Source organism: Tenacibaculum lutimaris (assembly GCF_003610735.1).
Classification (GTDB): domain Bacteria; phylum Bacteroidota; class Bacteroidia; order Flavobacteriales; family Flavobacteriaceae; genus Polaribacter; species Polaribacter lutimaris.
Map to the genome: position 1 here is coordinate 201814 of NZ_RAQM01000009.1, position 21810 is coordinate 223623.

General features: G+C 31.7%; 16 protein-coding genes. 12 read left to right on the top strand and 4 right to left on the bottom strand.

Translation table 11 applies throughout. The features are described 5' to 3' along the window. Positions 1–50: 50 nt before the first annotated feature. Complete coding sequence (locus C8N26_RS09305) at positions 51–1943, bottom strand: SulP family inorganic anion transporter (protein WP_120187046.1); 1893 nt, start codon at positions 1941–1943, stop codon at positions 51–53. Between the two features lie 234 nt (positions 1944–2177). Here C8N26_RS09305 and pyrR point away from each other — a divergent pair, with 234 nt between their 5' ends. Genes pyrR through C8N26_RS09330 form a run of 5 tightly spaced genes read left to right on the top strand, consistent with a single transcriptional unit; the run spans position 2178 to position 5334 of the window. Then, the gene (gene pyrR / locus C8N26_RS09310) at positions 2178–2732 is read left to right on the top strand and encodes a bifunctional pyr operon transcriptional regulator/uracil phosphoribosyltransferase PyrR (protein ID WP_120187047.1); all 555 of its coding nucleotides are present in this window, start codon (positions 2178–2180) and stop codon (positions 2730–2732) included. A 24-nt stretch (positions 2733–2756) separates the two neighbouring features. Further along, on the top strand, positions 2757–3689 hold the full coding sequence (locus C8N26_RS09315; protein WP_120187048.1) for an aspartate carbamoyltransferase catalytic subunit: 933 nt from the start codon (positions 2757–2759) through the stop codon (positions 3687–3689). A gap of 2 nt (positions 3690–3691) precedes the next feature. Further along, entirely contained in the window at positions 3692–4024 is a 333-nt protein-coding gene (locus C8N26_RS09320) for a hypothetical protein (protein ID WP_028890994.1), read from the top strand. A gap of 43 nt (positions 4025–4067) precedes the next feature. Then, positions 4068–4388, top strand: a complete 321-nt coding sequence (locus C8N26_RS09325) for a T9SS type A sorting domain-containing protein (protein WP_120187049.1) — start codon at positions 4068–4070, stop codon at positions 4386–4388. A 4-nt stretch (positions 4389–4392) separates the two neighbouring features. Then, on the top strand, positions 4393–5334 hold the full coding sequence (locus C8N26_RS09330) for a ribonuclease Z (RefSeq protein WP_120187050.1): 942 nt from the start codon (positions 4393–4395) through the stop codon (positions 5332–5334). Here C8N26_RS09330 and C8N26_RS09335 read toward each other — a convergent pair. Then, positions 5331–5693, bottom strand: coding sequence for a CoA-binding protein (locus C8N26_RS09335; protein ID WP_120187051.1), 363 nt, complete (start codon positions 5691–5693; stop codon positions 5331–5333). The two genes, C8N26_RS09330 and C8N26_RS09335, sit on opposite strands and share 4 nt — an antisense overlap. A gap of 97 nt (positions 5694–5790) precedes the next feature. Here C8N26_RS09335 and C8N26_RS09340 point away from each other — a divergent pair, with 97 nt between their 5' ends. Continuing rightward, entirely contained in the window at positions 5791–8238 is a 2448-nt protein-coding gene (locus C8N26_RS09340; RefSeq protein WP_120187052.1) for a TonB-dependent receptor domain-containing protein, read from the top strand. An 87-nt stretch (positions 8239–8325) separates the two neighbouring features. Continuing rightward, positions 8326–10695, top strand: a complete 2370-nt coding sequence (locus C8N26_RS09345; RefSeq protein WP_120187053.1) for an outer membrane beta-barrel family protein — start codon at positions 8326–8328, stop codon at positions 10693–10695. Between the two features lie 54 nt (positions 10696–10749). Here the strand turns inward: C8N26_RS09345 and C8N26_RS09350 are convergent, their stop codons facing one another. Then, positions 10750–11760 (bottom strand): 3-oxoacyl-ACP synthase III family protein, encoded by a 1011-nt coding sequence (locus C8N26_RS09350; RefSeq protein ID WP_028890988.1) that lies wholly within the window; start codon positions 11758–11760, stop codon positions 10750–10752. Positions 11761–11869: 109 nt separating this feature from the next. Between C8N26_RS09350 and C8N26_RS09355 the strand changes: the two genes are divergently transcribed. Next, positions 11870–13261, top strand: a complete 1392-nt coding sequence (locus tag C8N26_RS09355; RefSeq protein WP_120187054.1) for a Gfo/Idh/MocA family protein — start codon at positions 11870–11872, stop codon at positions 13259–13261. A gap of 67 nt (positions 13262–13328) precedes the next feature. On the opposite strand, the gene C8N26_RS09360 is transcribed toward C8N26_RS09355, so the two are convergent. Continuing rightward, a complete protein-coding gene (locus C8N26_RS09360) occupies positions 13329–15131 on the bottom strand; it encodes a sodium:solute symporter family protein (protein WP_120187055.1) in 1803 nt (600 codons plus the stop codon). Positions 15132–15202: 71 nt separating this feature from the next. On the opposite strand from C8N26_RS09360, the gene C8N26_RS09365 reads away from it, so the two are divergent. The 4 genes from C8N26_RS09365 (at position 15203) to htpG (ending at position 21701) form a co-directional block, all read left to right on the top strand. After that, positions 15203–16096, top strand: a complete 894-nt coding sequence (locus tag C8N26_RS09365; RefSeq protein ID WP_211327798.1) for a nucleotidyltransferase family protein — start codon at positions 15203–15205, stop codon at positions 16094–16096. Further along, a complete protein-coding gene (locus C8N26_RS09370) occupies positions 16087–17160 on the top strand; it encodes a phosphotransferase enzyme family protein (protein WP_120187057.1) in 1074 nt (357 codons plus the stop codon). The genes C8N26_RS09365 and C8N26_RS09370 overlap by 10 nt, the downstream gene beginning before the upstream one ends. 74 nt (positions 17161–17234) lie before the next feature. Beyond that, positions 17235–19655 (top strand): alpha/beta hydrolase family protein, encoded by a 2421-nt coding sequence (locus C8N26_RS09375; RefSeq protein WP_120187058.1) that lies wholly within the window; start codon positions 17235–17237, stop codon positions 19653–19655. Positions 19656–19790: 135 nt separating this feature from the next. Continuing rightward, on the top strand, positions 19791–21701 hold the full coding sequence (htpG, locus tag C8N26_RS09380; RefSeq protein ID WP_120187059.1) for a molecular chaperone HtpG: 1911 nt from the start codon (positions 19791–19793) through the stop codon (positions 21699–21701). The last annotated feature ends 109 nt before the right edge of the window (positions 21702–21810 follow it).

A 21810-nucleotide genomic window follows, 5' to 3' on the forward strand; every position in this document is an offset into this window, starting at 1 on the left:
AAAAATCCCGCTAATAGCGGGATTTTTTATTGTTTTTATCACTCAGCGATTTAAAAACTATATTCTGATAATGGCTTTGGAAAATCTTCTGGATTTGCTGCTAAATGATAACGAGGATCATCTACCGCCTCTTCAATAACATCTGCAAAAATAGGGCTTGCTTTATAAAGCAATACCTTACAATCTTCACTTAAATGTTTTAAAGTTACCTTTTTCCCTGCCTTTTGATATTTTTCTACTAATATAAAAATAGCTTCAATAGCTGAATGATCAGAAATACGTGATTCTACAAAGTCAATCTCCACATTATCTGGATCATGCTTAATATCAAACTTTTCGTTAAAAGCAGTAATACTTCCGAAGAATAAAGGCCCCCAAATTTCGTAAATCTTAGTTCCATCTTGTTTAAAACGCTTTCTCGCTCTAATTTTCTTGGCATTTTCCCAAGCAAAAACTAATGCTGAAATAATTACTCCGACAAATACAGCAATTGCTAAATCAAAAACCACGGTTACCGCTGATACTATAATTAATACAATAGCATCTGATTTTGGTATCTTGTTCATAATTCTAAAGCTCGACCATGCAAACGTATCGATGACCATCATAAACATTACTCCTACTAAGGCTGCAATAGGTACTTGTTCAATATATTTATCTGCAAAAAGGATAAAAATTAATAAAGTAACCGCCATCATAACTCCTGATAAACGTCCTCTACCACCTGCGTTAATGTTAATTACTGTTTGACCAATCATACCACAACCACCAGTTCCTCCAAACAAACCACTTAACATATTCCCTGCTCCTTGTGCTATACATTCTTTATTACCATCACCTCTTGAGTCTGTTAATTCATCCACTAAATTCATCGTCATTAATGTTTCAATTAATCCAACTGAAGCCGCTAAAAAGGCATATGGCGCTATAAACTTCAACGTATCTAAGTTGAATGGTAAATTACTCCAAAGCTCTGCTAAATTCATTTTTTTAGAAATTTCATCAAAACCATTTAAACCTGCTCCTCCACCATCTCTAATAAAATCTCCAACATTGATAGACTCTAATCCTCCAATAATAGACACAAATGTTACAATTAAAATAGCTGTTAAAGCTGCTGGTACTTTTGTTGTTAATTTAGGTAGTAACCATATAATTAACATCGTTAACAACACTAACCCCACCATAGTGTATAACTTAGTTCCTTGTAAAGTAGATTTTACAACTCCGCTATCTTTTACTGAATAAAATCCGTCATTTTCTATATTAAAAACAACCTTTTTTGTTTTAGCATCAAAAACTTGTGTATCTGATTTTACAAAAACTTCTTGGTTTGTTTGATTGTTGGTAATTGAATTCCCTTTGATTGAAAATAATGCAGCATTTGATACTAGGTCTTGTACTTCATTATCTGCTATTTTATAAACCAGTTCTTTCGATTCGGTTTTACGCATGTTTTGCCCGAAAATATCTTTCTTATTTTCTTTAAACATTCCTAGTTGTGCAATAAAAATAACTACAGCTAAACCGTTTACAAATCCCATCATTACTGGATGTGGAATTAGTCTAACTAATTTTCCAAGTTTAAATACTCCTGCTAACACTTGAATTATTCCCATTAAAACTACAGCTGCTAGTAAATAGAAGTACCCCATGTTTTCTACAGGTGTATCAAATAGCAATCCTTTTGCATGTCCTTCTTGAATCATAGTAACAAAAATTACAGCTACAGCTCCTGCTGCACCAGAAATTAATCCTGGTCTACCTCCAAAAATCGCAGAAATGATTCCTATAACAAACGCTCCAAATAACGCAACAATAGGACTTATTTGAGCTACAAAAGCGAAAGCTACTACTTCTGGTATCATTGCTAACGATACTGTAATACCTGCTAACGAATCATCTTTTATGTTAATCTTCTTACTTTTAATGTATTTCATCATAATTTCTAAGAGTCTTTTGTAAAAGTGGGCAAATGTAAAGATAATTTTATAGACCAAGTTTTACGTTTCATGTGTTAATTATTAATTATTCTTTAAAGGTCACATGGAACACCTTAATTAATTCCTTATTTTACGATTAAAATTTATTGGTGTTTCATTAAGTTTAATTTTGTCAACTTTATTTTTTGCCGTAATTTTGAACGTTGAACTATCAAACCAATTTGGTAGCAACAAATGAGCAGAAAAACACTACTTACTTCGAAAGAAATTGAAATCATTCTGCATCGATTAGCCTGTCAGTTAATCGAGAATCACAACGATTTTTCTAATACCGTATTAATAGGATTACAACCTAGAGGTACTTATTTAGCTAATCGATTAGCTAAATTACTAAGAGATGAGTACAACATAAAGGACTTACAATTAGGTTTTTTAGACATTACTTTTTATCGTGATGATTTTCGCAGAAGACAAGAACCACTAGAAGCCACTTCAACCCAAATTGACTTTTTAATTGAAGATAAAAAAGTGGTAATTATTGATGATGTATTATACTCAGGAAGAAGCGTACGAAGTGCTTTAACGGCATTACAATCGTACGGAAGACCTGATAACATTGAGTTGTTGGTATTAATTGACCGTCGTTTTAGCCGTCATTTACCAATTCAACCTAATTACCGAGGAAGACAAGTAGATGCCATCAACGAAGAAAAAGTAGTTGTTTGTTGGCAAGAAACTCATAAAGAAGACATAATTTACCTTGAACCCAAGCCCTCAAAGCTTGATTAGTTATGATTAAAAAAATAAACTAAGATGAAGCAGTTAAGCGTTGAACATTTATTAGGAATTAAATACCTTAACAAAAATGACCTTGAGCTTATTTTTGAAACCGCTGCTCATTTTAAAGAAGTCATTAACAGACCTATAAAAAAGGTTCCTTCATTACGTGATATTACTATTGCCAACTTATTTTTTGAAAATAGTACCCGTACAAAACTTTCTTTTGAATTAGCTGAAAAGCGTTTATCTGCAGATGTTATTAATTTTTCTGCAGGACAATCATCAGTAAAAAAAGGAGAAACTTTAATTGATACTGTAAACAACATTTTATCAATGAAAGTTGATATTGTTGTAATGCGTCATTCAAATGTAGGAGCAGGAATTTTCTTATCGAACCATGTGGATGCTAAAATTATTAATGCTGGTGATGGTACACACGAACATCCTACACAAGCATTATTAGATAGTTTTTCTATGAGAGAAGCTTTAAATAGTGACTTAAAAGGAAAGAAAATTGTAATTGTTGGTGATGTCTTACATTCACGTGTAGCTTTATCAAACATATTCGCTTTACAACTACAAGGCGCTAAGGTAAAAGTTTGTGGACCTACCACTTTAATTCCGCGTTATATTTCTAGCCTAGGAGTTGAAGTAGAAACCAATCTTAAAAAAGCTTTAGAGTGGTGTGATGTAGCCAATGTGTTACGTGTACAACACGAACGTATGGATATTAAATATTTTCCTTCAACAAGAGAATACACACAGCTTTTTGGTATAAATAAAGAAATTTTAGACAACCTTGATAAAAAGATTGTTATTATGCACCCTGGGCCGATAAACCGTGGTGTAGAATTAACAAGTGATGTTGCTGACAGTAACCAATCTATTATCTTAAATCAGGTAGAAAATGGAGTTGCTGTACGTATGGCAGTAATTTATTTGTTAGCGCAACAAATAAAAAGGTAACTATGAAAACAGAACATAAAACAGCTTATACATTAATAACCTCTGATGAAAATTCCTTTTCAAAATTCTTAGAAAGTTTTGAAAAAGAATATGTTACTCTTACAGGAAAAAACCTGATTCTTGTAATTTCAGAGCAATTTAATGCCTCTAACAAAAATATTTTGCTATTTTTGAAATACGCTCATGAACATCAAAACAATGGCATGTCTTTTGTAGTTGTATCTAAAGATGTAGACATTGATGAATTTCCTGAAACTTTTAACATCGTTCCTACTTTAATAGAAGCAGAAGATGTTATAGAAATGGAAGATATTCAACGCGATTTAGGTTTTTAACCTTATTTTTTAGTAATTATTCATTCCCCCTAAATGATAATCTATGGTAAAAAAAATACTATTTTTAACTTTCTTCTTAGCAATTTCAGTTGGTTTTTCTCAAGAAAAATCAATCGAGAAGTTGGTTGCATCCCCTAACCCTTTTACAAACAGTACTACTATTTATTTTGACGCTAAAAACGATCAAACAGTTATTTTAACTGTTAGAAATGTGTTAGGTAAAACAGTTTATAACAAAGAATTAAAAGCTGTTAAAGGACGTAATTCTTTTCCGTTTCAACGTAACGATTTAAAATCTGGAATGTACATTTACGCAATACAAAGCAATAAAGAAATTATTTCTAAACGCTTTGTAATAAAATAAATGAATGAGTTTACACTTGACTATTTTAGGTTGTCATTCTGCAACCCCAAGAGTTAATGCCTACCCTACTGCCCAATATTTAGAGATTAATAATCGACATTTTTTAATTGATTGTGGTGAGGGTACTCAACGACAAATGCGTAAATATAAGGTTGGTTTTTCTAAAATCAACCATATTTTCATTTCTCATTTACATGGTGATCATTTCTTTGGTTTAGTTGGTTTAATTTCAACTTTTGGTATTTTAAACCGTGAAAGAGAACTGCATATTTATGGTCCTAAAGGAATTAAAGAAGTTACAATACTTCAATTAAAAGTTTCTAAATCGTGGACCAAGTATCCTATTATTTTTCACGAATTAGACTCTAAAGAAAGTGAGCTTATCTTTGAAGATGATAAGATTTCTGTAAGAACTATTCCTTTAGATCATAGAATATATACCAACGGTTTTTTGTTCACGGAAAAACCAAAACCTAGAAAGTTACATATTGAAAATATTCAGCAATACAATGAAATAGAGACTTGTGATTTTCATAACATAAAAGCGGGTAAAGATTTTATTCTTTCTACAGGAGAGGTTGTTCCTAACGAAGAACTTACTATTGATCCTCCTAAACCATTAAGCTATGCTTTTTGTAGTGATACAGCATACAAACCAGGTATTGTTTCTATCATTAAAGATGTTGATTTACTCTACCATGAAGCTACTTTTTTAAAAGATAGAGAAGATTTGTGTGAGAAAACAAAACATTCTACAGCTGAACAAGCTGCTTCTATTGCTTATCAAGCAAATGCTAAAAAATTAGTTATAGGTCATTATTCTAGCAGGTACAATAATTTGGAAGATTTTAAAGCTGAAGCTCAAACTATCTTTAAAAATGTAGAACTAGCCGAAGCAGGGAAATTATATAGTACAGACGATTTTCCTATCGAAATTTTAAATTAATACTGCCTTGTTGATAAGAGAACTAAAGTACAAGCTATTTCAGCTTTAATTCCATGATCTTCTAATTTTTTAATAAGCTCAACATTTTCCGTTCCTGGGTTAAAAATAACCCTTTGTGGTTGTAAGCTTACTATGTAATCATAATACTCTTTCTGACGTTCTGGATTCAAATACAAAGTTACCGTATCTATATCAGAAAAAAGTTTCTTTTCTACTTCTATAGTAACATTACCTACTCTACCTTCCCGAACACCTAATGCCAAAGTTTCTATACCATTACTTCTCAATCTTTTAATAGCAATATTGGAATATCTCGTAGGGTTTAAAGAGGCTCCGAGAACTAAAGTCCGTTTTTTCATCTTATGTTAATATTACGTTAAACAACGTTAACTAAAGTAACAAAAATACTCTATAGGCAGTCTATTAAGCATCAAAACAATCTAAAAAAACAACCAAATGAAAAACATATTCATCATACTCTTAACTGTGTTTAGCACAAGTGTATTTGCTCAAATGCCCAAGAGTAATCTTCCGAAACCGGGAATCGTCTCTGGTAAAGTAATTGACCAAACAACCAAACAACCACTACCTTATGTTAATATTATAATCAAAGATGCTGCCAAAAAAATTATTACTGGTGGTATTACTGATGATGCTGGGCTTTTTTCAGTAAAAAACATACCTGAAGGGAATAATTTTGTTGAAGTTCAATTTATAGGGTATAAAACTTTCTCAAAACCTATTTCAGTTAGTAATAAATCGAATAAAGTAGACTTAGGAACCATTTCTTTAGAAGAAGATAGCACTACTTTAGATGAAGTAGAAGTAAGAGCAGAAACTTCTTCGGTAACTCAAAAAGTAGACAGAAAAGTAATTAATGTTGGTAAGGATTTAACCTCTGCAGGAGCTACAGCTTCAGAGTTATTAAACAACGTACAATCAGTAAGTGTTGATAGTCAATCAGGAAACATTAGCTTACGTGGTAATGAAAACGTACGTGTACTGGTAGACGGAAAACCTACAAACATTCCTGCTTCTGAATTATTAAAACAAATTCCTTCTTCATCTATTAAAAGTGTTGAGTTAATTACGAACCCTTCTGCTAAATACAACCCTGAAGGAATGAGTGGTATTATTAATATCATTCTTAATAAAAATGCCAACATGGGATTCAATGGTTCTGTAAACACAGGGGTTGAAGCTGGTCATTTTGTACGTTACAATGCTTCTACTAACATGAATTATAAAACAGGAAAAGTAAACTTCTTTGGAAACTATGGCTTTAGAGGAGGTGATAATTATAATTATGGATACATTAATAGACCTGGTGAAAACTATCAAGACTTTGTTTTTCAGAATGATGATGAGTCACACTTATTTAAAATTGGAGCAGACATCTATTTAGATGATAAAAACACCCTTTCGCTTTATACAACCCAAAACTGGTTTAATGTTTTTGCTAAAGGACGCGCTATAATTACAGATAATAATGGTGATTTAATAGAGTACTCTCCTAACACCCAAAACAATGAAAGTCATAATCAAGCTTACAATGTAAATTATAAACACGATTTTGCTAAAGAAGGTCACTCTATTGAGTTTGAAGCTAACTATTCTATAAACGATGCGCCAAACTATTTAAATAACTATTTCTTAGAAGGTACTCAGCCTGATTACTTCAATGATATTAATAATGATAGAAAAAGTACATTATTAAATTTAGATTATACAAATCCTATCTCTAAAAACGGCAAACTTGAATTAGGTTTAGAGTATCGAGTAAACAGTACAGACAACATTAATCTTACAAACCAACAAATTGTATTAGAAGATATTAATGGTAATAAAACATTTAGAGATGTAGGAGACTCTTATTTTAGCTATGACAGAGATATCTATTCAGCTTATGTAAACTATGGCCATCAGTTTGGTAAACTATCTATGCAATTAGGAGCTCGTCTTGAGCAATATGAAATTGAAGGTAACTTTACAGGACTAGACGTAAATGGTGATGTGAAAAACGATAAAGTTACTGATGACATTTTCAGTGTATATCCTTCAGCTTTTTTCACTTATAATCCTAATGAGGCAGATCAATTTCAATTAAGCTATAGCAAAAGGGTAGACAGACCAGGAATACAACAAGTTAACCCTATTAGAGAATGGAGTACTCCTTTAATCACATCAGTTGGTAACCCCGAGCTTGTTCCTCAGTTTACGAACTCTGTTGAATTTAACTATACTCGAAAAGTAAAAGGAGGATCTATAACTTTAGGTAGTTTCTACAGAAATATTACTGATGTAATCAATAGAGCTACTTACATGGATTCTTTAGATGAAACCAACACTAAACAGATTTTAACTTTTGCCAATTTTGATGACACAGATGCTTATGGTTTAGAGTTCTCTGTAAACTATAAAATAGCTAAATGGTGGAGAGCTAACGCTAGTATGGACTACTATTCTCAAAAACAATTTGGAACCACTGATTTTAGCGACCCTAACGCTTCTACTATTGAAGTTAAAACAGACATTTTTAACGCACGTATAAGCAATAGCTTTACAGTATCTAAAAAATTACGTTTACAATTATTTGCAATGTATAGAGGACCAAGAGAAGACATTCAATGGGACGTAGACCCTATGAAAATGGTTAACATCGGAGCTAACTATACCATTCTTAAAGGAAAAGGAAATATTAATCTTAGAGTTAATGACATTTTTAATAACATGAGATTTAAGTTTAACTCTGAAAGACCTTTTGTTCAAAACGGACGTTTTAAATGGGAAAGTAGAACTGCTTATATTGGATTCAACTACAGGTTTGGTGGAGGAAAAAACAAAGCTCGCGCAAGAAAACAACGCGATAATAACGAAAACCAAGGAGGAGGAGGCTTCATGTAACATTAACCTTCTTAAATTATTTAAAAAAAACGAAGTATTTTACTTCGTTTTTTTTTATTTTTAGCGCAATTTCATTCCCTTCAACATATGAAAAAATTGCTTATACTAATTTCATTCCTAAGCACTTATTTGTGTTTAGCTCAAAATTCACAGCTAACAGGAACCATTTTAAACAAAAAAAACAATCAACCAATACCATTCGTTACTATTACTTGTAAAAACACTTCTAACGAAATAATAACAGGGGGTGTTTCTGATGAAAAAGGTAATTTTAAAATTGAAAAACTTCCTAAAGAAAGTTTACTCTTGTCTTTTCAATTTATTGGTTACAAACCGCTCGAAAAAAAAATTGATCTCAACAAAAACAGTAAAATAGGAACTATCTTTCTTGAAGAAAATACTACTCAATTAGATGAAGTTGAAATACAAGGAGAAACTTCAACTATTGTTCAAAAAATTGATAGAAAAATTATTAATGTAGGTAATGACTTAACTGCTGCAGGAGCTACCTCTTTAGAAATGCTTGAAAACATTCCTTCAGTTGATGTTAATCAACTTTCGGGAACTATAAGTTTACGTGGTAATGAAAATGTTAGAGTTTTAGTAAATGGAAAACCTTCCAACATAAATACAGCTCAATTATTAAAACAAATACCATCTAACTCTGTAAAAAGTGTTGAAATAATTACAAACCCTTCAGCAAAGCATACACCTGAAGGCATGAGTGGTATTATTAACTTAATCCTTAAAAAAAATACCAAAATTGGTTTTAATGGAAATTTATCAGCTGGTATAAAACAAAGTAGAAACTTAAGGCCTGAACTTTCCTTAAATACAAACTATAAAACAGGTATAACTAATTTTTACCTAAACTACAATACAAGTTGGGGAGATTATGAAACATTTAATGATTTTGAAAGAACCGACATTGACTTAACTCAAGATTTTGACTTTTTGAACAATTCAAACAACCATAATATTAAATTTGGTGTAGACATAGATGTTACTTCGAAAAGTGTATTGTCGATGTACACTTCTCTAAATTTTGATAAAAATAGTTTAGCTACCAATACTCTTGTCCATGAAAACAACTCACTAGTTTTTAATAACAAAAGTTTTTCTGATTACAATCAAAAAAACGAAACTTATAACATTGATTATGTCTACAATTTTGATGATAAGGGTCAGGATTTAGAAATTGAACTCAACCATTCTTTTACAAGAAATCCTGAAAAAACTATTAATGAAGAACTTATCAATCCTAATTCAAAAGAGTACAATTACACAAACAATATAAAAGACACACGAAAACTCTGGTTATTTAATGTTGATTATGTAAAACCTATAAAATCTGGAAAATTAGAACTAGGATTTGAATTTAGAAAACAAGATTTTTATAATTTAATACTTACTGATAGAGAACACATAAATAATTCTACTGCTCTTGAACCCGCAGGAAATACAACTCTAAATTATGACAAAAATATTTATTCAGGATATCTAAATTTTAACAAGGAGTTCAAAAAAATTTCAATTCAAGCAGGTATAAGATTAGAACAATTTAATTTAGATGCTCTTTTTTCGAACACTGAACAAGGAAACACCTTTTTAAGAAATAATATTTTTAGTTGGTATCCTTCAGCATCAGTTCTATACAGCTTTAATGAAAAAGACAAGTTACAATTTGCTTATAGTAGAAGAATTGACAGACCTTCTGCTTATCAAATAACTCCTATTCAAGAATGGTTTTCGCCTCTAACTATATCAAGAGGAAACATTAATCTACAACCACAATTTACTAACTCTCTAGAGCTTAATTATACTAAAACAATCACTAAAGGCTATATATCGTTCGGAACATTTTATCGAAGAACAAATGATAAAATTGGTCGATTATTACAGCAAGATGAACAAAACCCTAACAAAATCATTACTTCATTTACCAATTACGATTATGCCGATAGTTATGGTATTGAACTTTCTGCTAGTCTTAAACCAACCAAATGGTGGACGTTAAACCCTTCTTTCGAAACATATATACAAGACTCTCAAGGTGTTTTAAACGGTAACTTTGAAACGGTAAAAAACACCTTAGTAAAAGGACGTATAAGTAACTCTTTTAAAGCTTCAAAAAAACTGAGTTTCCAATTATCAGGTATTTTTAGAGGTAAGAGTGAAAACATTCAATACATATTACAACCATATACAATGATTAATGCTGCAGCTAGATTAAAGATATTAAACGGTAAAGGAAGTATCACCTTAAGGGGTACTGATATTTTTAATAATGTAAACTTTGATTACATATCAAATAATCCATTTACACAAAAAGGAAAATACATCTTAGAATACAACTCAATTTACCTAGGTTTCTCTTATAATTTTGGGAGTGGTAAAAACAAGAGTAAAAACAGAAAATACAGAGATAATAATGAAGCCCAAGGAGGCATGTTTTAATAAAAAAGCCGAAGTATTAACTTCGGCTTTTTTGTTTTTATATATAGAGTAAAATTACCAACGAATCACTACTGATCCCCAAGTAAATCCACTACCAAAAGCAGCTAATACTACCAAGTCACCATCGTTTATTTTTCCTTTTTCCCAAGCTTCTGTCAATGCTATGATAACTGAAGCAGCAGTAGTATTACCATACTTCATAATATTATTATATACTTTATCATCAGACAACTGGAATTTCTTCTGAATAAATTGTGCAATACGTAAGTTTGCTTGATGAGGAATTAACATATCAATATCTTCTTTTTGCAAACCGTTAGCCTCTAAACCTTCCATAATAGCTTCTGAAAAACGAACTACTGCATGTTTAAATACAAATTGTCCATTCATATATGGATAATATGAAGTATCATCAGGGTCGTTTTCTTCAATAATAGTATCAACCCATCTTCCTGTTGATGGTCCTATTAATGCCAATTCTTTAGCATGCTTTCCTTCCGAATGCAAATGAGACGATAGAATTCCTTTCCCCTCTTCTTCACTACGAGATAAAACTGCTGCTCCAGCACCATCACCAAAAATTACAGTCACTCCCCTACCTCTAGTAGATTTTTCTAAACCTCCAGAATGATTTTCAGATCCAATTACCAAGATATTCTTATACATTCCAGTTTTAATAAACTGATCAGCAACAGACATTGCATAAATAAACCCAGAACATTGATTACGAACATCTAATGCTCCAATAGTAGGCATATCTAACAAGTCTTGAATTTGTACTCCTCCTCCAGGGAAATATAATTCAGGACTCAACGTAGCAAAAACAATAAAATCTATATCATCTTTTGTTAAACCAGCACGCTCTATAGCTATTTTAGCTGCTTTAGCACCCATAACTGATGTAGAGTCATCAGATGTCTTTGGATCAATCCAACGACGTTCTTTAATACCAGTTCTTTCTTGAATCCATTCATCACTCGTCTCCATGAACTGAGTCAAGTCATCGTTAGTCACTACGTTCTCAGGAACATAATAACCTAATCCTGTAATTTTTGAATTATACATATTTTTTAAAGTTGATTATTTTGTTGTTGTCAATTGCAGCCTGTAAAAATAGTAATTAATTAATACCTTTACAAAAAGACATAAAACTACAAATATTAACTAATTATTTATGAACAGAAAAGATTTCCTCTCATTATCAACCAAAGCTGCTATGTTTTTTGGGTTGTCTACTGCTATTTCGTGTAAAGAAGAGACGAACGACAAAACCATTCCTCTATTAAATAAAACTGCAAAAGGAAGTGCTTTTGCTTTAACTGTACCAAAAATAGACAAAGTTAATGTTGGAATTATTGGCTGTGGAAACCGAGGACAAGTATTAGTGCAAATGTTTGATTGGTTGGTAAAAAATGATAACGCTGAAATTGTAGCTGTTTCTGATTTACGTAAAGAAAAAACAGACAAACTAAACGAACATCTTCAAAAAACACATGGTAAAACAGCCGATGCGTATTATGGAAATCCTGAAGAATGGAAAAAGGTTGTTGAACGTGATGATATTGATTTATTAATAATTGCTACTCCTTGGGAATGGCATACACCAATGGCTTTATACGGAATGGAACAAGGTAAACATGTTGCCTGCGAGGTTCCAGTAGCTTATACCTTAGAAGATTGTTGGAAGTTGATAGAAACAGCAGAGCGAACTCAAAAACATTGTATGATGTTAGAAAACTGTTGTTATAACAACGAAGAACTATGGGTATTGAATATGGTTAATCAAGGTGTCTTTGGTGATTTAACACATGCTGAAGGTGCTTATATTCATGATTTACGCAAACATTTATTAGATGAAAAATACTATGAAGATCAATGGAGAATAAAACACCACTTAAATAAAGATGGTAACTTTTATACTACACATGGATTGGGACCAATAAGTCAGTATATGGATATTGGTCGTGGTGATACATATGACCATGTGGTATCTATGAGTTCTCGTGAAAAAAGTTTAAGCGACGCTGCCAAACATGCAGGAATAAATAAGTTTTCTAATATTAAGTGTGGTGATATGAATACCACCATTATAAAAACTAAATTAGGAAAAACTATTATGCTTCAATTTGATGTACATACAGGTAGACCTTACGATCGTTTAAATACCGTTGTTGGTACAAAAGCTGTACACGAAGGGTATCCTTCTAAATTATATATTAATGATGAAGAATTAGCTTGGTGGGGACACGAATGGTTAAAGCCTGAAGAATACAAAGAATATAGAGAAAAATATAATCATCCACTTTGGGACAAACTAAAAACACAAATCTCGGATAACTCAGTAGGTCATGGAGGAATGGACTTTGTAATGATTTACCGCTTAATTAGATGTTTAAATCAAGGATTACCACTAGATATTAATGTTTATGACAGTGTTTTATGGAGTGCGATTACACCTCTTTCAGAGTTATCTGTAGCACAAAACAGTAGTTCTATTAAAGTTCCAGATTTTACTGGTGGAACTTGGAAAAACAACAACAAATCAGAAATGTTAAGAGACATTTAATCTATACTAAAAAAAACACTAACTTGTAATGAGTTAGTGTTTTTTTTAGTATTTATTTTAATCTGTTTTATAGAAAATTCACTTTAATCTTCTTCCACAAGCCAAGTAGAATATATACTGTTATAAATGCAATTCCTGTTAATACCATAGCAATTGTATAGTTTCCATAAATCCAATTTCCTGTAGCAAACAAACTACTAAAAACTAAAATACAACCCGTAAAAGCAGCTAGTAAACCATTACTTAAATTAACCGTTTCTTTCTGCTCATCTATTACTATATTCTTCTCTTTTGCTTTAATTAACACATACATCCACCCTGCTTTTTTAGGTTGAATTTTTTTATAAAAATTAATCAGCACTTCATCATCTTCTGGTTTCGTTAATAAAGTTACCAACACCCAAACAATTGTAGTACATAATACCACTAACGGAAATTGCCAATAGCTTTCAAATACTCCTTCATTTCCAAATAAATATTCAGAATTAAAATAAAATATTAAAGAAAAAATTCCTGATGCTATCATTGCCGAAATTTCACTCCACGCATTGATACGCCACCAAAACCAACGTAATAAGAAAATAAGTCCAGTACCAGCACCAAACATTAATATGAATTTAAAAATCTCTAACGCATTGGTAAATAACAACGCTAATATTGCACTAAAAACCATCAAAATAACAGTGGCTAATTTCCCTACATTTACTAATGTTTTCTCACTAGCATTTGGATTTATATTTTGTTTATAAAAATCATTTACTATATAAGAAGCTCCCCAGTTTAAATGAGTGGAAATTGTACTCATGTAAGCAGCTACTAACGATGTAAGTACAACTCCTGCTAATCCACTAGGCAAAAATGTTAACATGGCTGGATACGCTAAATCATGCCCTAATTTGTCATCTGACACATTCGGAAAAGCCTCTTTTATACTTGCTAGGTCAGGAAAAACAACCAACGATGCCAATGCCACAATAATCCATGGCCACGGACGTAAAGCATAATGTAAAATATTAAAAAAGAAAGTTGCTCCAATAGCATGATTTTCATTTTTTGATGCTAACATTCTTTGGGCTATATACCCTCCTCCACCTGGTTCTGCTCCAGGGTACCAGGCGCTCCACCATTGTACTGCTAAGGGAATAATAAAAATTGATATAAGCAATTCCTTATTATTAAAATCTGGTAAAATTGATAATTTATCTACGACGTTAGGGTGTGTTAACAAATTCTCTAACCCATCTACTTCAGGATGATTTACAGAAACTACTGCCGCTCCAACAGCCCCTATCATAGCTACAAAGAACAATAAAAAGTCGGTGTACACCACTCCTTTAAATCCGCCAATAGCACTAAAAATAACAGTAACCACAGAAGCAATTCCTATTGTTTGAATTGGTGTTAAACCTAACATTACCTCTCCTATTTTTATAGCAGCTAAGGTTACACCAGCCATTGCCAAAACATTAAAAAATATCCCAAGGTATAATGATCGAAATCCTCTTAAAAATTTAGCTGGTTTCCCTCCGTACCTAAGCTCATAAAACTCTAAATCTGTCGTTGATTGACTCTTTCTCCATAATTTTGCGTAAATAAAAACAGTCAACATTCCTGTTAGTAAAAAGGCCCACCAAACCCAGTTTCCAGAAACTCCATTGGTTCTAACAATATCTGTTACTAAATTAGGTGTATCTGTAGAAAAAGTTGTGGCCACCATAGAAACTCCTAACAGCCACCAAGGCATATTTCTACCAGATAAAAAATACTCAGAAGTACTTTGTTTTGATTTTTTCGAAACCCAAATTCCTATTCCTAATGTGATGCTGAAAAAAATAAAGATAAAAGTATAGTCAATCGTAGTTAAGTTCATGAAATAAAATTTAATGTCGACCAAAATAATCAATCGGATTAAATTATATTGGGCTTTTTAAAATAAATGTTATGACTTTAGTTATTCTTGCAGCTGGTATGGGAACTCGATATGGCGGATTGAAGCAATTAGACGCTATTAGTAATGAAAACGAAGGTATCATCGATTTTTCTATATATGATGCTATTAAATATGGTTTTAAAAAAGTAGTTTTTGTGGTTCGGAAAGATTTTTTAAAAACGATAAAAAGCTTATACCTACCAAAGCTTCAAGATAAAATTAAAGTCGAGTTTGTTTGTCAAGAGGTAACTAATATTCCAAAAGAATTCAACAATAATAACAGAGTAAAACCTTGGGGAACAGCTCACGCTCTTTTAACCGCTAAAGATGTAGTTAATGAGAATTTCTGTGTAATCAACGCGGATGATTTTTACGGCAGTCATGCTTTTTTAAAAATGGGTGAGTTTTTAAGTAAAACTGATTCTTCTTCTAGTGAATATACAATGGTCGGGTTTAAAATTCAAAATACACTTTCTGAAAACGGAACCGTTTCAAGAGGAGAATGCTATCTTGACTCAGGTAATTATTTAAAAAGAGTTGTTGAATGTACTAACATTAGTTTAGTTAACAACCGTATCGTTTATTCCGAAAACAACCAAGAGAAGGAAATTCAAAAAAACAGTTTAGTTTCCATGAATTTTTGGGGATTTACTCCCACCATCTTTCAAGAAATGGAGACACTATTTCATCAATTTTTAAAGGAGAATTACCGAACAGAAAAAGAAGAGTTTTACCTGCCAAGTGTAGTAAATTACTTACTAGAAAACCAAATAGCCACTGTAAAAGTTTTAGAAACCAGTTCTAATTGGTTAGGGGTTACCTATAAAAAAGATAAAGCGGCGGTAATTTCAAAAATAACTGAATTAAAAAAAGACGGTGTATACCCAGAAAGTTTATGGAGTTAGAAAAAAAAATAGCTGTTATTTTCAATCAGTTTCAAACAAAACATATCTTTAAACGTTTTGAAACATTCAATTCTGGTCATATTAACGACACTTTCTTGATTATTACTCAAGAGAACGTAAATTATGTACTACAAAAAATAAATACTACCGTTTTTAAAAAAGCAACCGATGTTGTTCATAACAAAATAAAAATCACCCATCATTTATCGGAAAAGGGAATACAAACAATTCGATTTATCCCCACTAAAGACAATGTTTATTATCTAATAGATGATGACAACAATCTTTGGAATTTATCCGAGTTTATAGAAAACTCTCAAACTTTTTTAAAAGTTGAATCTGACGACATAGCCTACCAAGCTGGTTTAATTACAGCAGAATTTTTGACTAACACTTCAGACTTTACTAGCAACTTGGTAGAAATATTACCTAACTTTCATTCTATGTCTTTTCGATTTCGAGAATTTAAAGACGCTTTAGTTAATGCTACTCAAAAAAGAAAAGAGAAAGCCCAAAAATGGATTGATTTTGCTCTAGCAAACAAAAAAGAGATGATGGTTCTTGACCGTGCTATCAATCGAAAAGAAATTCCGTTACGAGTAACTCATAATGATACTAAAATTTCTAATATTTTATTCAACACCAACAACAAAGCTATCTGTATGATTGATTTAGACACTGTTATGAAAGGATGTATACATTTTGATTATGGAGATGCTTTACGAACTATTTGTAATACTGCTAACGAAGATGAACCGAATGTTTATAACATAAACTTTAACCTTGATTATTTTAAAAATTACACAGAAGGTTTTCTTAAAAATTTAGCTGATAATATTTCTAAGCAAGAAGCAAGCTATCTTCCTATAAGTATTCAAGTTATGACTTTTATTATGGGGCTTCGCTTTTTAACAGATTACTTAAATAATGATGTTTATTATAAAACTAAACACCCTGAGCATAATTTAGATAGAGCTAGTAACCAATTTACTCTGGTTGAAAAAATTAAAGAACAAAAACCTTTTATTGAAAACTTTATAAAAACCATTTACAATAAACCTTAAGTTTATTTTAACATTTACAAATTTTCATCTATAAATCAAGGACTTATATTTGAAGTTAAACATTTACAATTAATATGAAAAAAATTAGCTTACTATTATTACTTGGTATCTCCTTTTTCAGTTTTTCTCAAGAAAACATAGGATATCAAGAACCACCCAAAGAAATTTTAAACCTTGCTGATGCTCCTTCAACTCCTAGAATTAGAATGAGCGATAATGCTGAAAATATTGTCTTTTTATACGCTAACAACTATAAAAGCATTGAAACCTTATCAGAAAAGGAAATGCGTTTAGGAGGATTAAGAATCAATCCTAAAACCAATATTAATAGCAGACAAAGTTATTACAACGATATAAAAGTAAGAATTGGTAGAAAAGGAATTGAAAGTACTGTTACTGGATTACCAGCTAAAGGTCGCTTTGCTAACTTTTCTTGGTCACCAGACCAACAAAAAATGGCTTTTACAAATACAACTACTACTGGTGTAGAATTATGGATTATAGATATTAACGCTAAAAAAGCAAAAAAACTTACTTCAGCTACTCTTAATGCTAATATGGGTAGACCTTTTTCTTGGTTTAAGGATAGTAACTCTTTATTAGTTAAATTTATTTCTAAAGAAAGAAAAGAGTTAATCGACACTAAAACTAGCATTCCTTCTGGCCCAACTATTTCTGTTAATCAAAAAGGAAAAAAGGCACAAAACAGAACTTATCAAGATCTTCTTAAAAACAAAACTGACGAACATAATTTTGAGCAGTTAGCTTTGTCTGAACTACAAAAAGTAGACCTTGAAGGAAATAAAAGTTCTTGGATGAAAGATGATATGTATAGAAATGTATCTTTTTCTCCTGATGGTAATTATATTATGATTACCATTATTCAAAAGCCATTTTCGTATTTAGTTCCTTATTATAGGTTTCCTGCCAAAACTAATATTTATGACACCAATGCTAATCTAATTACTACAGCTCTTGAAGTTCCTTTGATAGAAGATTTACCTAAAGGTTTTATGGCTGTTAGAAAAGGTAAAAGAAATTTAAGTTGGCGTAGAGATAAACCTTCAACCATTTTCTGGGCTGAAGCTTTAGACGAAGGAAACCCTGAAAACGAAGTACCTTATAGAGATGAAGTTTTTGAATTAGAAGCACCCTTTAATGGTAAGGCAAATTCATTAATTAAAACTATTGGTCGTTTTAGTACTATAAATTGGGGTAATAACAATGCTGCAATAGCAGAAGATTATTGGTGGAATACAAGAAATACTAAATCTTATTTCTTTAATCCTTCAAAAAATTCTATCAAACCTATTACTATTTACGATAGAAATTATCAAGATAGATACAGCGACCCAGGGTCGTTCGTTACTAAACGTAATGAGTATGGTCAATATACACTAGAAATAGTTGATAATAATGTTTTCTTAATTGGAGATGGTTATAGTAAAAAAGGAAAATTCCCTTTTGTTGATAAGTTAAACTTAAAAACACAAAAGACATCAAGATTATACCAATCTAAACTAACGGATAAAGTTGAGAGTATAGTAACTTCTTTAGACATGAAAAAAGGAGAAATTATAGTTGGTATAGAATCTAAAAGTGAGTTTCCAAATTATTTTGTGAGAAATATTAAAAAGAAATCTACTCCTATCACTCCGTTAACAACATTTGAAAACCCTTTCAAAAGCCTTCAAAATATTTATAAAAAAGTTATTAAATACAAACGTGAGGATGGGTTAGAATTATCTGGTACTTTATACCTACCTAGTAACTATGAAAAAGGGAAAAAGTATCCTATGATTATGTGGGCCTATCCAAGAGAATTTAAAGACAAAAGTAGTGCTGGTCAAAGTACATCTAGCTCTAATGAATTCACCTATCCTTGGTACGGATCACCTATTTACTGGGTAACTAGAGGTTATGTAGTATTAGATGATGCTTCTTTTCCTATTGTTGGTGAAGGAAAAGAGGAACCTAACGATACTTTTATAAAACAACTAGTAGGAAATGCTAAAGCTGCAATAGATGCAGTTGATGAATTAGGATATATAGATCGTAATAAAGTTGCTGTTGGCGGACATTCTTACGGTGCTTTTATGACTGCAAACCTATTATCACATTCTAACTTATTTGCGGCTGGTATTGCAAGAAGTGGAGCGTATAATAGGACGTTAACTCCATTTGGCTTTCAAAGTGAAGAGCGTAATTATTGGGAGGCTCCAGAAGTATATTATAACATGTCTCCTTTCATGCATGCAGATAAAATGAAAACACCTCTTTTATTAATTCATGGAGAAGCAGATAATAACTCAGGTACTTATCCTTTACAAAGTGAACGTTATTTTAACGCATTAAAAGGACTTGGAGCTCCTGTTAGACTTGTTATGCTTCCTAAAGAAAGTCATGGTTATAGAGCAAAGGAATCTATTATGCATATGCTTTGGGAACAAGATCAATGGTTAGAAAAACATGTTAAAAACAGAAAAACAAACTAACCCATAAAAATTAAGCTGAACGCCTTTGCCTCAAAGTAAAGGCGTTTTTTATGCCATCTTGTCACTAATTTTTTAATTGGTATTTTTTTTGACTATTCAATCCACAGAAAATAATATCAAATAAAATATATACTTATGAGTAAAGGAAACATTAATGTATCGGTTGAAAATATATTTCCACTGATTAAAAAATTCTTGTATTCTGATCACGAAATCTTCTTACGTGAGTTAATTTCTAACGGAACTGACGCTACTACTAAATTAAAGCACCTTATTTCTATTGGTGAAGCAAAAACAGAATTAGGCGATGCCAAAATCGAAATCAGCATTGATAAAGATGCAAAAACCTTAACTATTAAAGACCAAGGTATTGGTATGACAATGGAAGAGGTTGAAAAGTACATCAATCAAATTGCCTTTTCTGGTGCTGAAGAGTTCTTAGAAAAGTATAAAGACGATAAAAACGAGACGGGTGTTATTGGTCACTTCGGATTAGGTTTTTATTCAGCGTTTATGGTTGCTGATAAAGTAGAGATCTTTACCAAATCGTTTAAAGATGAACCAGCTGCTCACTGGACATGTGATGGTTCACCTGAATATACTTTAGTAGAGCACGACAAGTCTGATAGAGGTACTGAAATAGTATTACATATTGCTGAAGACTCTACAGAGTTTTTAGAAGAAGGAAAAATCCGTGGGTTACTAACTAAGTACAATCGTTTTAACCAAGTGCCAATTAAGTTTGGAACCAAGAAAATAAACGATCCTGACTTCACTCCTCAAACTACAAAAGACAAAGATGGTAAAGAAGTAACGGAACCTCACAAACAAATTGAAGTTGATAACATCATCAACAATACTGAGCCAGCATGGACTAAAAAACCAGCAGATTTAGAAGATGAAGATTATAAAAACTTCTACCGTGAGTTATATCCTATGCAATTTGAAGAGTCTTTATTCCATATTCACTTAAATGTAGATTATCCATTCAACTTAACAGGAATTTTATACTTCCCTAAGTTGACGCAGAACTTGGATATGCAAAAAGACAAAATTCAATTATACCAAAACCAAGTATTTGTAACAGATAATGTAGAAGGAATTGTTCCTGACTTCTTACAAATGCTAAAAGGTGTTATTGATTCACCAGATATTCCTTTAAACGTTTCTCGTTCTTATTTACAAGCGGACGGAGCTGTTAAAAAGATTTCTGGATATATCACCAAAAAAGTAGCGGATAAACTTTCTTCTCTATTCAAAAACAACCGTGAAGACTTTGAGCAAAAGTGGAACGATATCAAGGTTATTATTGAATACGGAATGTTATCGGAAGAAAAATTCTTTGATAAAGCAAAGAAGTTTGCCTTATATCCAACTGTTGATGGTAAGTTCTTTACGTTTGATGAATTAGTAGAAAAAACTAAAGATGCTCAAACTGATAAAGATGGGAATCACATCGTTTTATACGCTGCACACAAAGATGCTCAACACAGTTATATTGAAGATGCAAAAGCAAAAGGATACGAAGTATTGTTATTAGATTCTCCTATCGTTTCGCATTTAATGCAAAAGTTAGAAATGGAGTCTGGTGACGCTAAAGTACAATTTAAGCGTGTAGATGCTGACCATGTTGATAATTTAATTAAGAAAGACGACACTGTAATTTCTAAACTTTCTGATGAAGAAAAAGAGAAATTAAAACCAGTTATTGAAGGAGCTGTAAACAATACAAACTATACAGTACAATTAGAAGCTATGGACTCTAGTGCTTCTCCTTTCTTAATTACCGTACCAGAATTTATGCGTCGTATGAAAGAAATGAGTGCTACTGGTGGTGGAATGATGGGAATGGGTAACATGCCAGAAATGTACAACTTGGTAGTTAACACCAACCACGAGTTAGTATCGGAAATCTTAAATGCTGATGAAGACAAGCAAAAACAATTAGTATCACAAGCTTTTGATTTAGCTAAACTATCTCAAAACCTATTACATGGTGAAGAGTTAACAAACTTTATCAAACGTTCTTACGAATTAATTAAATAATGACGAATCGTCATAGATAAATTAAAAAACCTCTTTGTGAAAACAGAGAGGTTTTTTGTTTTACAAGCTCATAAACAACTCTAATTTTGGTACACAGCTCCTATTTATT

Bases quoted from the DNA above. Each gene is read 5' to 3' on its own strand.
- C8N26_RS09305 (WP_120187046.1), bottom strand. From the start codon at position 1,943: ATGATGAAATACATTAAAAGTAAGAAGATTAACATAAAAGATGATTCG.
- pyrR (WP_120187047.1), top strand. From the start codon at position 2,178: ATGAGCAGAAAAACACTACTTACTTCGAAAGAAATTGAAATCATTCTG.
- C8N26_RS09315 (WP_120187048.1), top strand. From the start codon at position 2,757: ATGAAGCAGTTAAGCGTTGAACATTTATTAGGAATTAAATACCTTAAC.
- C8N26_RS09320 (WP_028890994.1), top strand. From the start codon at position 3,692: ATGAAAACAGAACATAAAACAGCTTATACATTAATAACCTCTGATGAA.
- C8N26_RS09325 (WP_120187049.1), top strand. From the start codon at position 4,068: ATGGTAAAAAAAATACTATTTTTAACTTTCTTCTTAGCAATTTCAGTT.
- C8N26_RS09330 (WP_120187050.1), top strand. From the start codon at position 4,393: ATGAGTTTACACTTGACTATTTTAGGTTGTCATTCTGCAACCCCAAGA.
- C8N26_RS09335 (WP_120187051.1), bottom strand. From the start codon at position 5,693: ATGAAAAAACGGACTTTAGTTCTCGGAGCCTCTTTAAACCCTACGAGA.
- C8N26_RS09340 (WP_120187052.1), top strand. From the start codon at position 5,791: ATGAAAAACATATTCATCATACTCTTAACTGTGTTTAGCACAAGTGTA.
- C8N26_RS09345 (WP_120187053.1), top strand. From the start codon at position 8,326: ATGAAAAAATTGCTTATACTAATTTCATTCCTAAGCACTTATTTGTGT.
- C8N26_RS09350 (WP_028890988.1), bottom strand. From the start codon at position 11,760: ATGTATAATTCAAAAATTACAGGATTAGGTTATTATGTTCCTGAGAAC.
- C8N26_RS09355 (WP_120187054.1), top strand. From the start codon at position 11,870: ATGAACAGAAAAGATTTCCTCTCATTATCAACCAAAGCTGCTATGTTT.
- C8N26_RS09360 (WP_120187055.1), bottom strand. From the start codon at position 15,131: ATGAACTTAACTACGATTGACTATACTTTTATCTTTATTTTTTTCAGC.
- C8N26_RS09365 (WP_211327798.1), top strand. From the start codon at position 15,203: ATGACTTTAGTTATTCTTGCAGCTGGTATGGGAACTCGATATGGCGGA.
- C8N26_RS09370 (WP_120187057.1), top strand. From the start codon at position 16,087: ATGGAGTTAGAAAAAAAAATAGCTGTTATTTTCAATCAGTTTCAAACA.
- C8N26_RS09375 (WP_120187058.1), top strand. From the start codon at position 17,235: ATGAAAAAAATTAGCTTACTATTATTACTTGGTATCTCCTTTTTCAGT.
- htpG (WP_120187059.1), top strand. From the start codon at position 19,791: ATGAGTAAAGGAAACATTAATGTATCGGTTGAAAATATATTTCCACTG.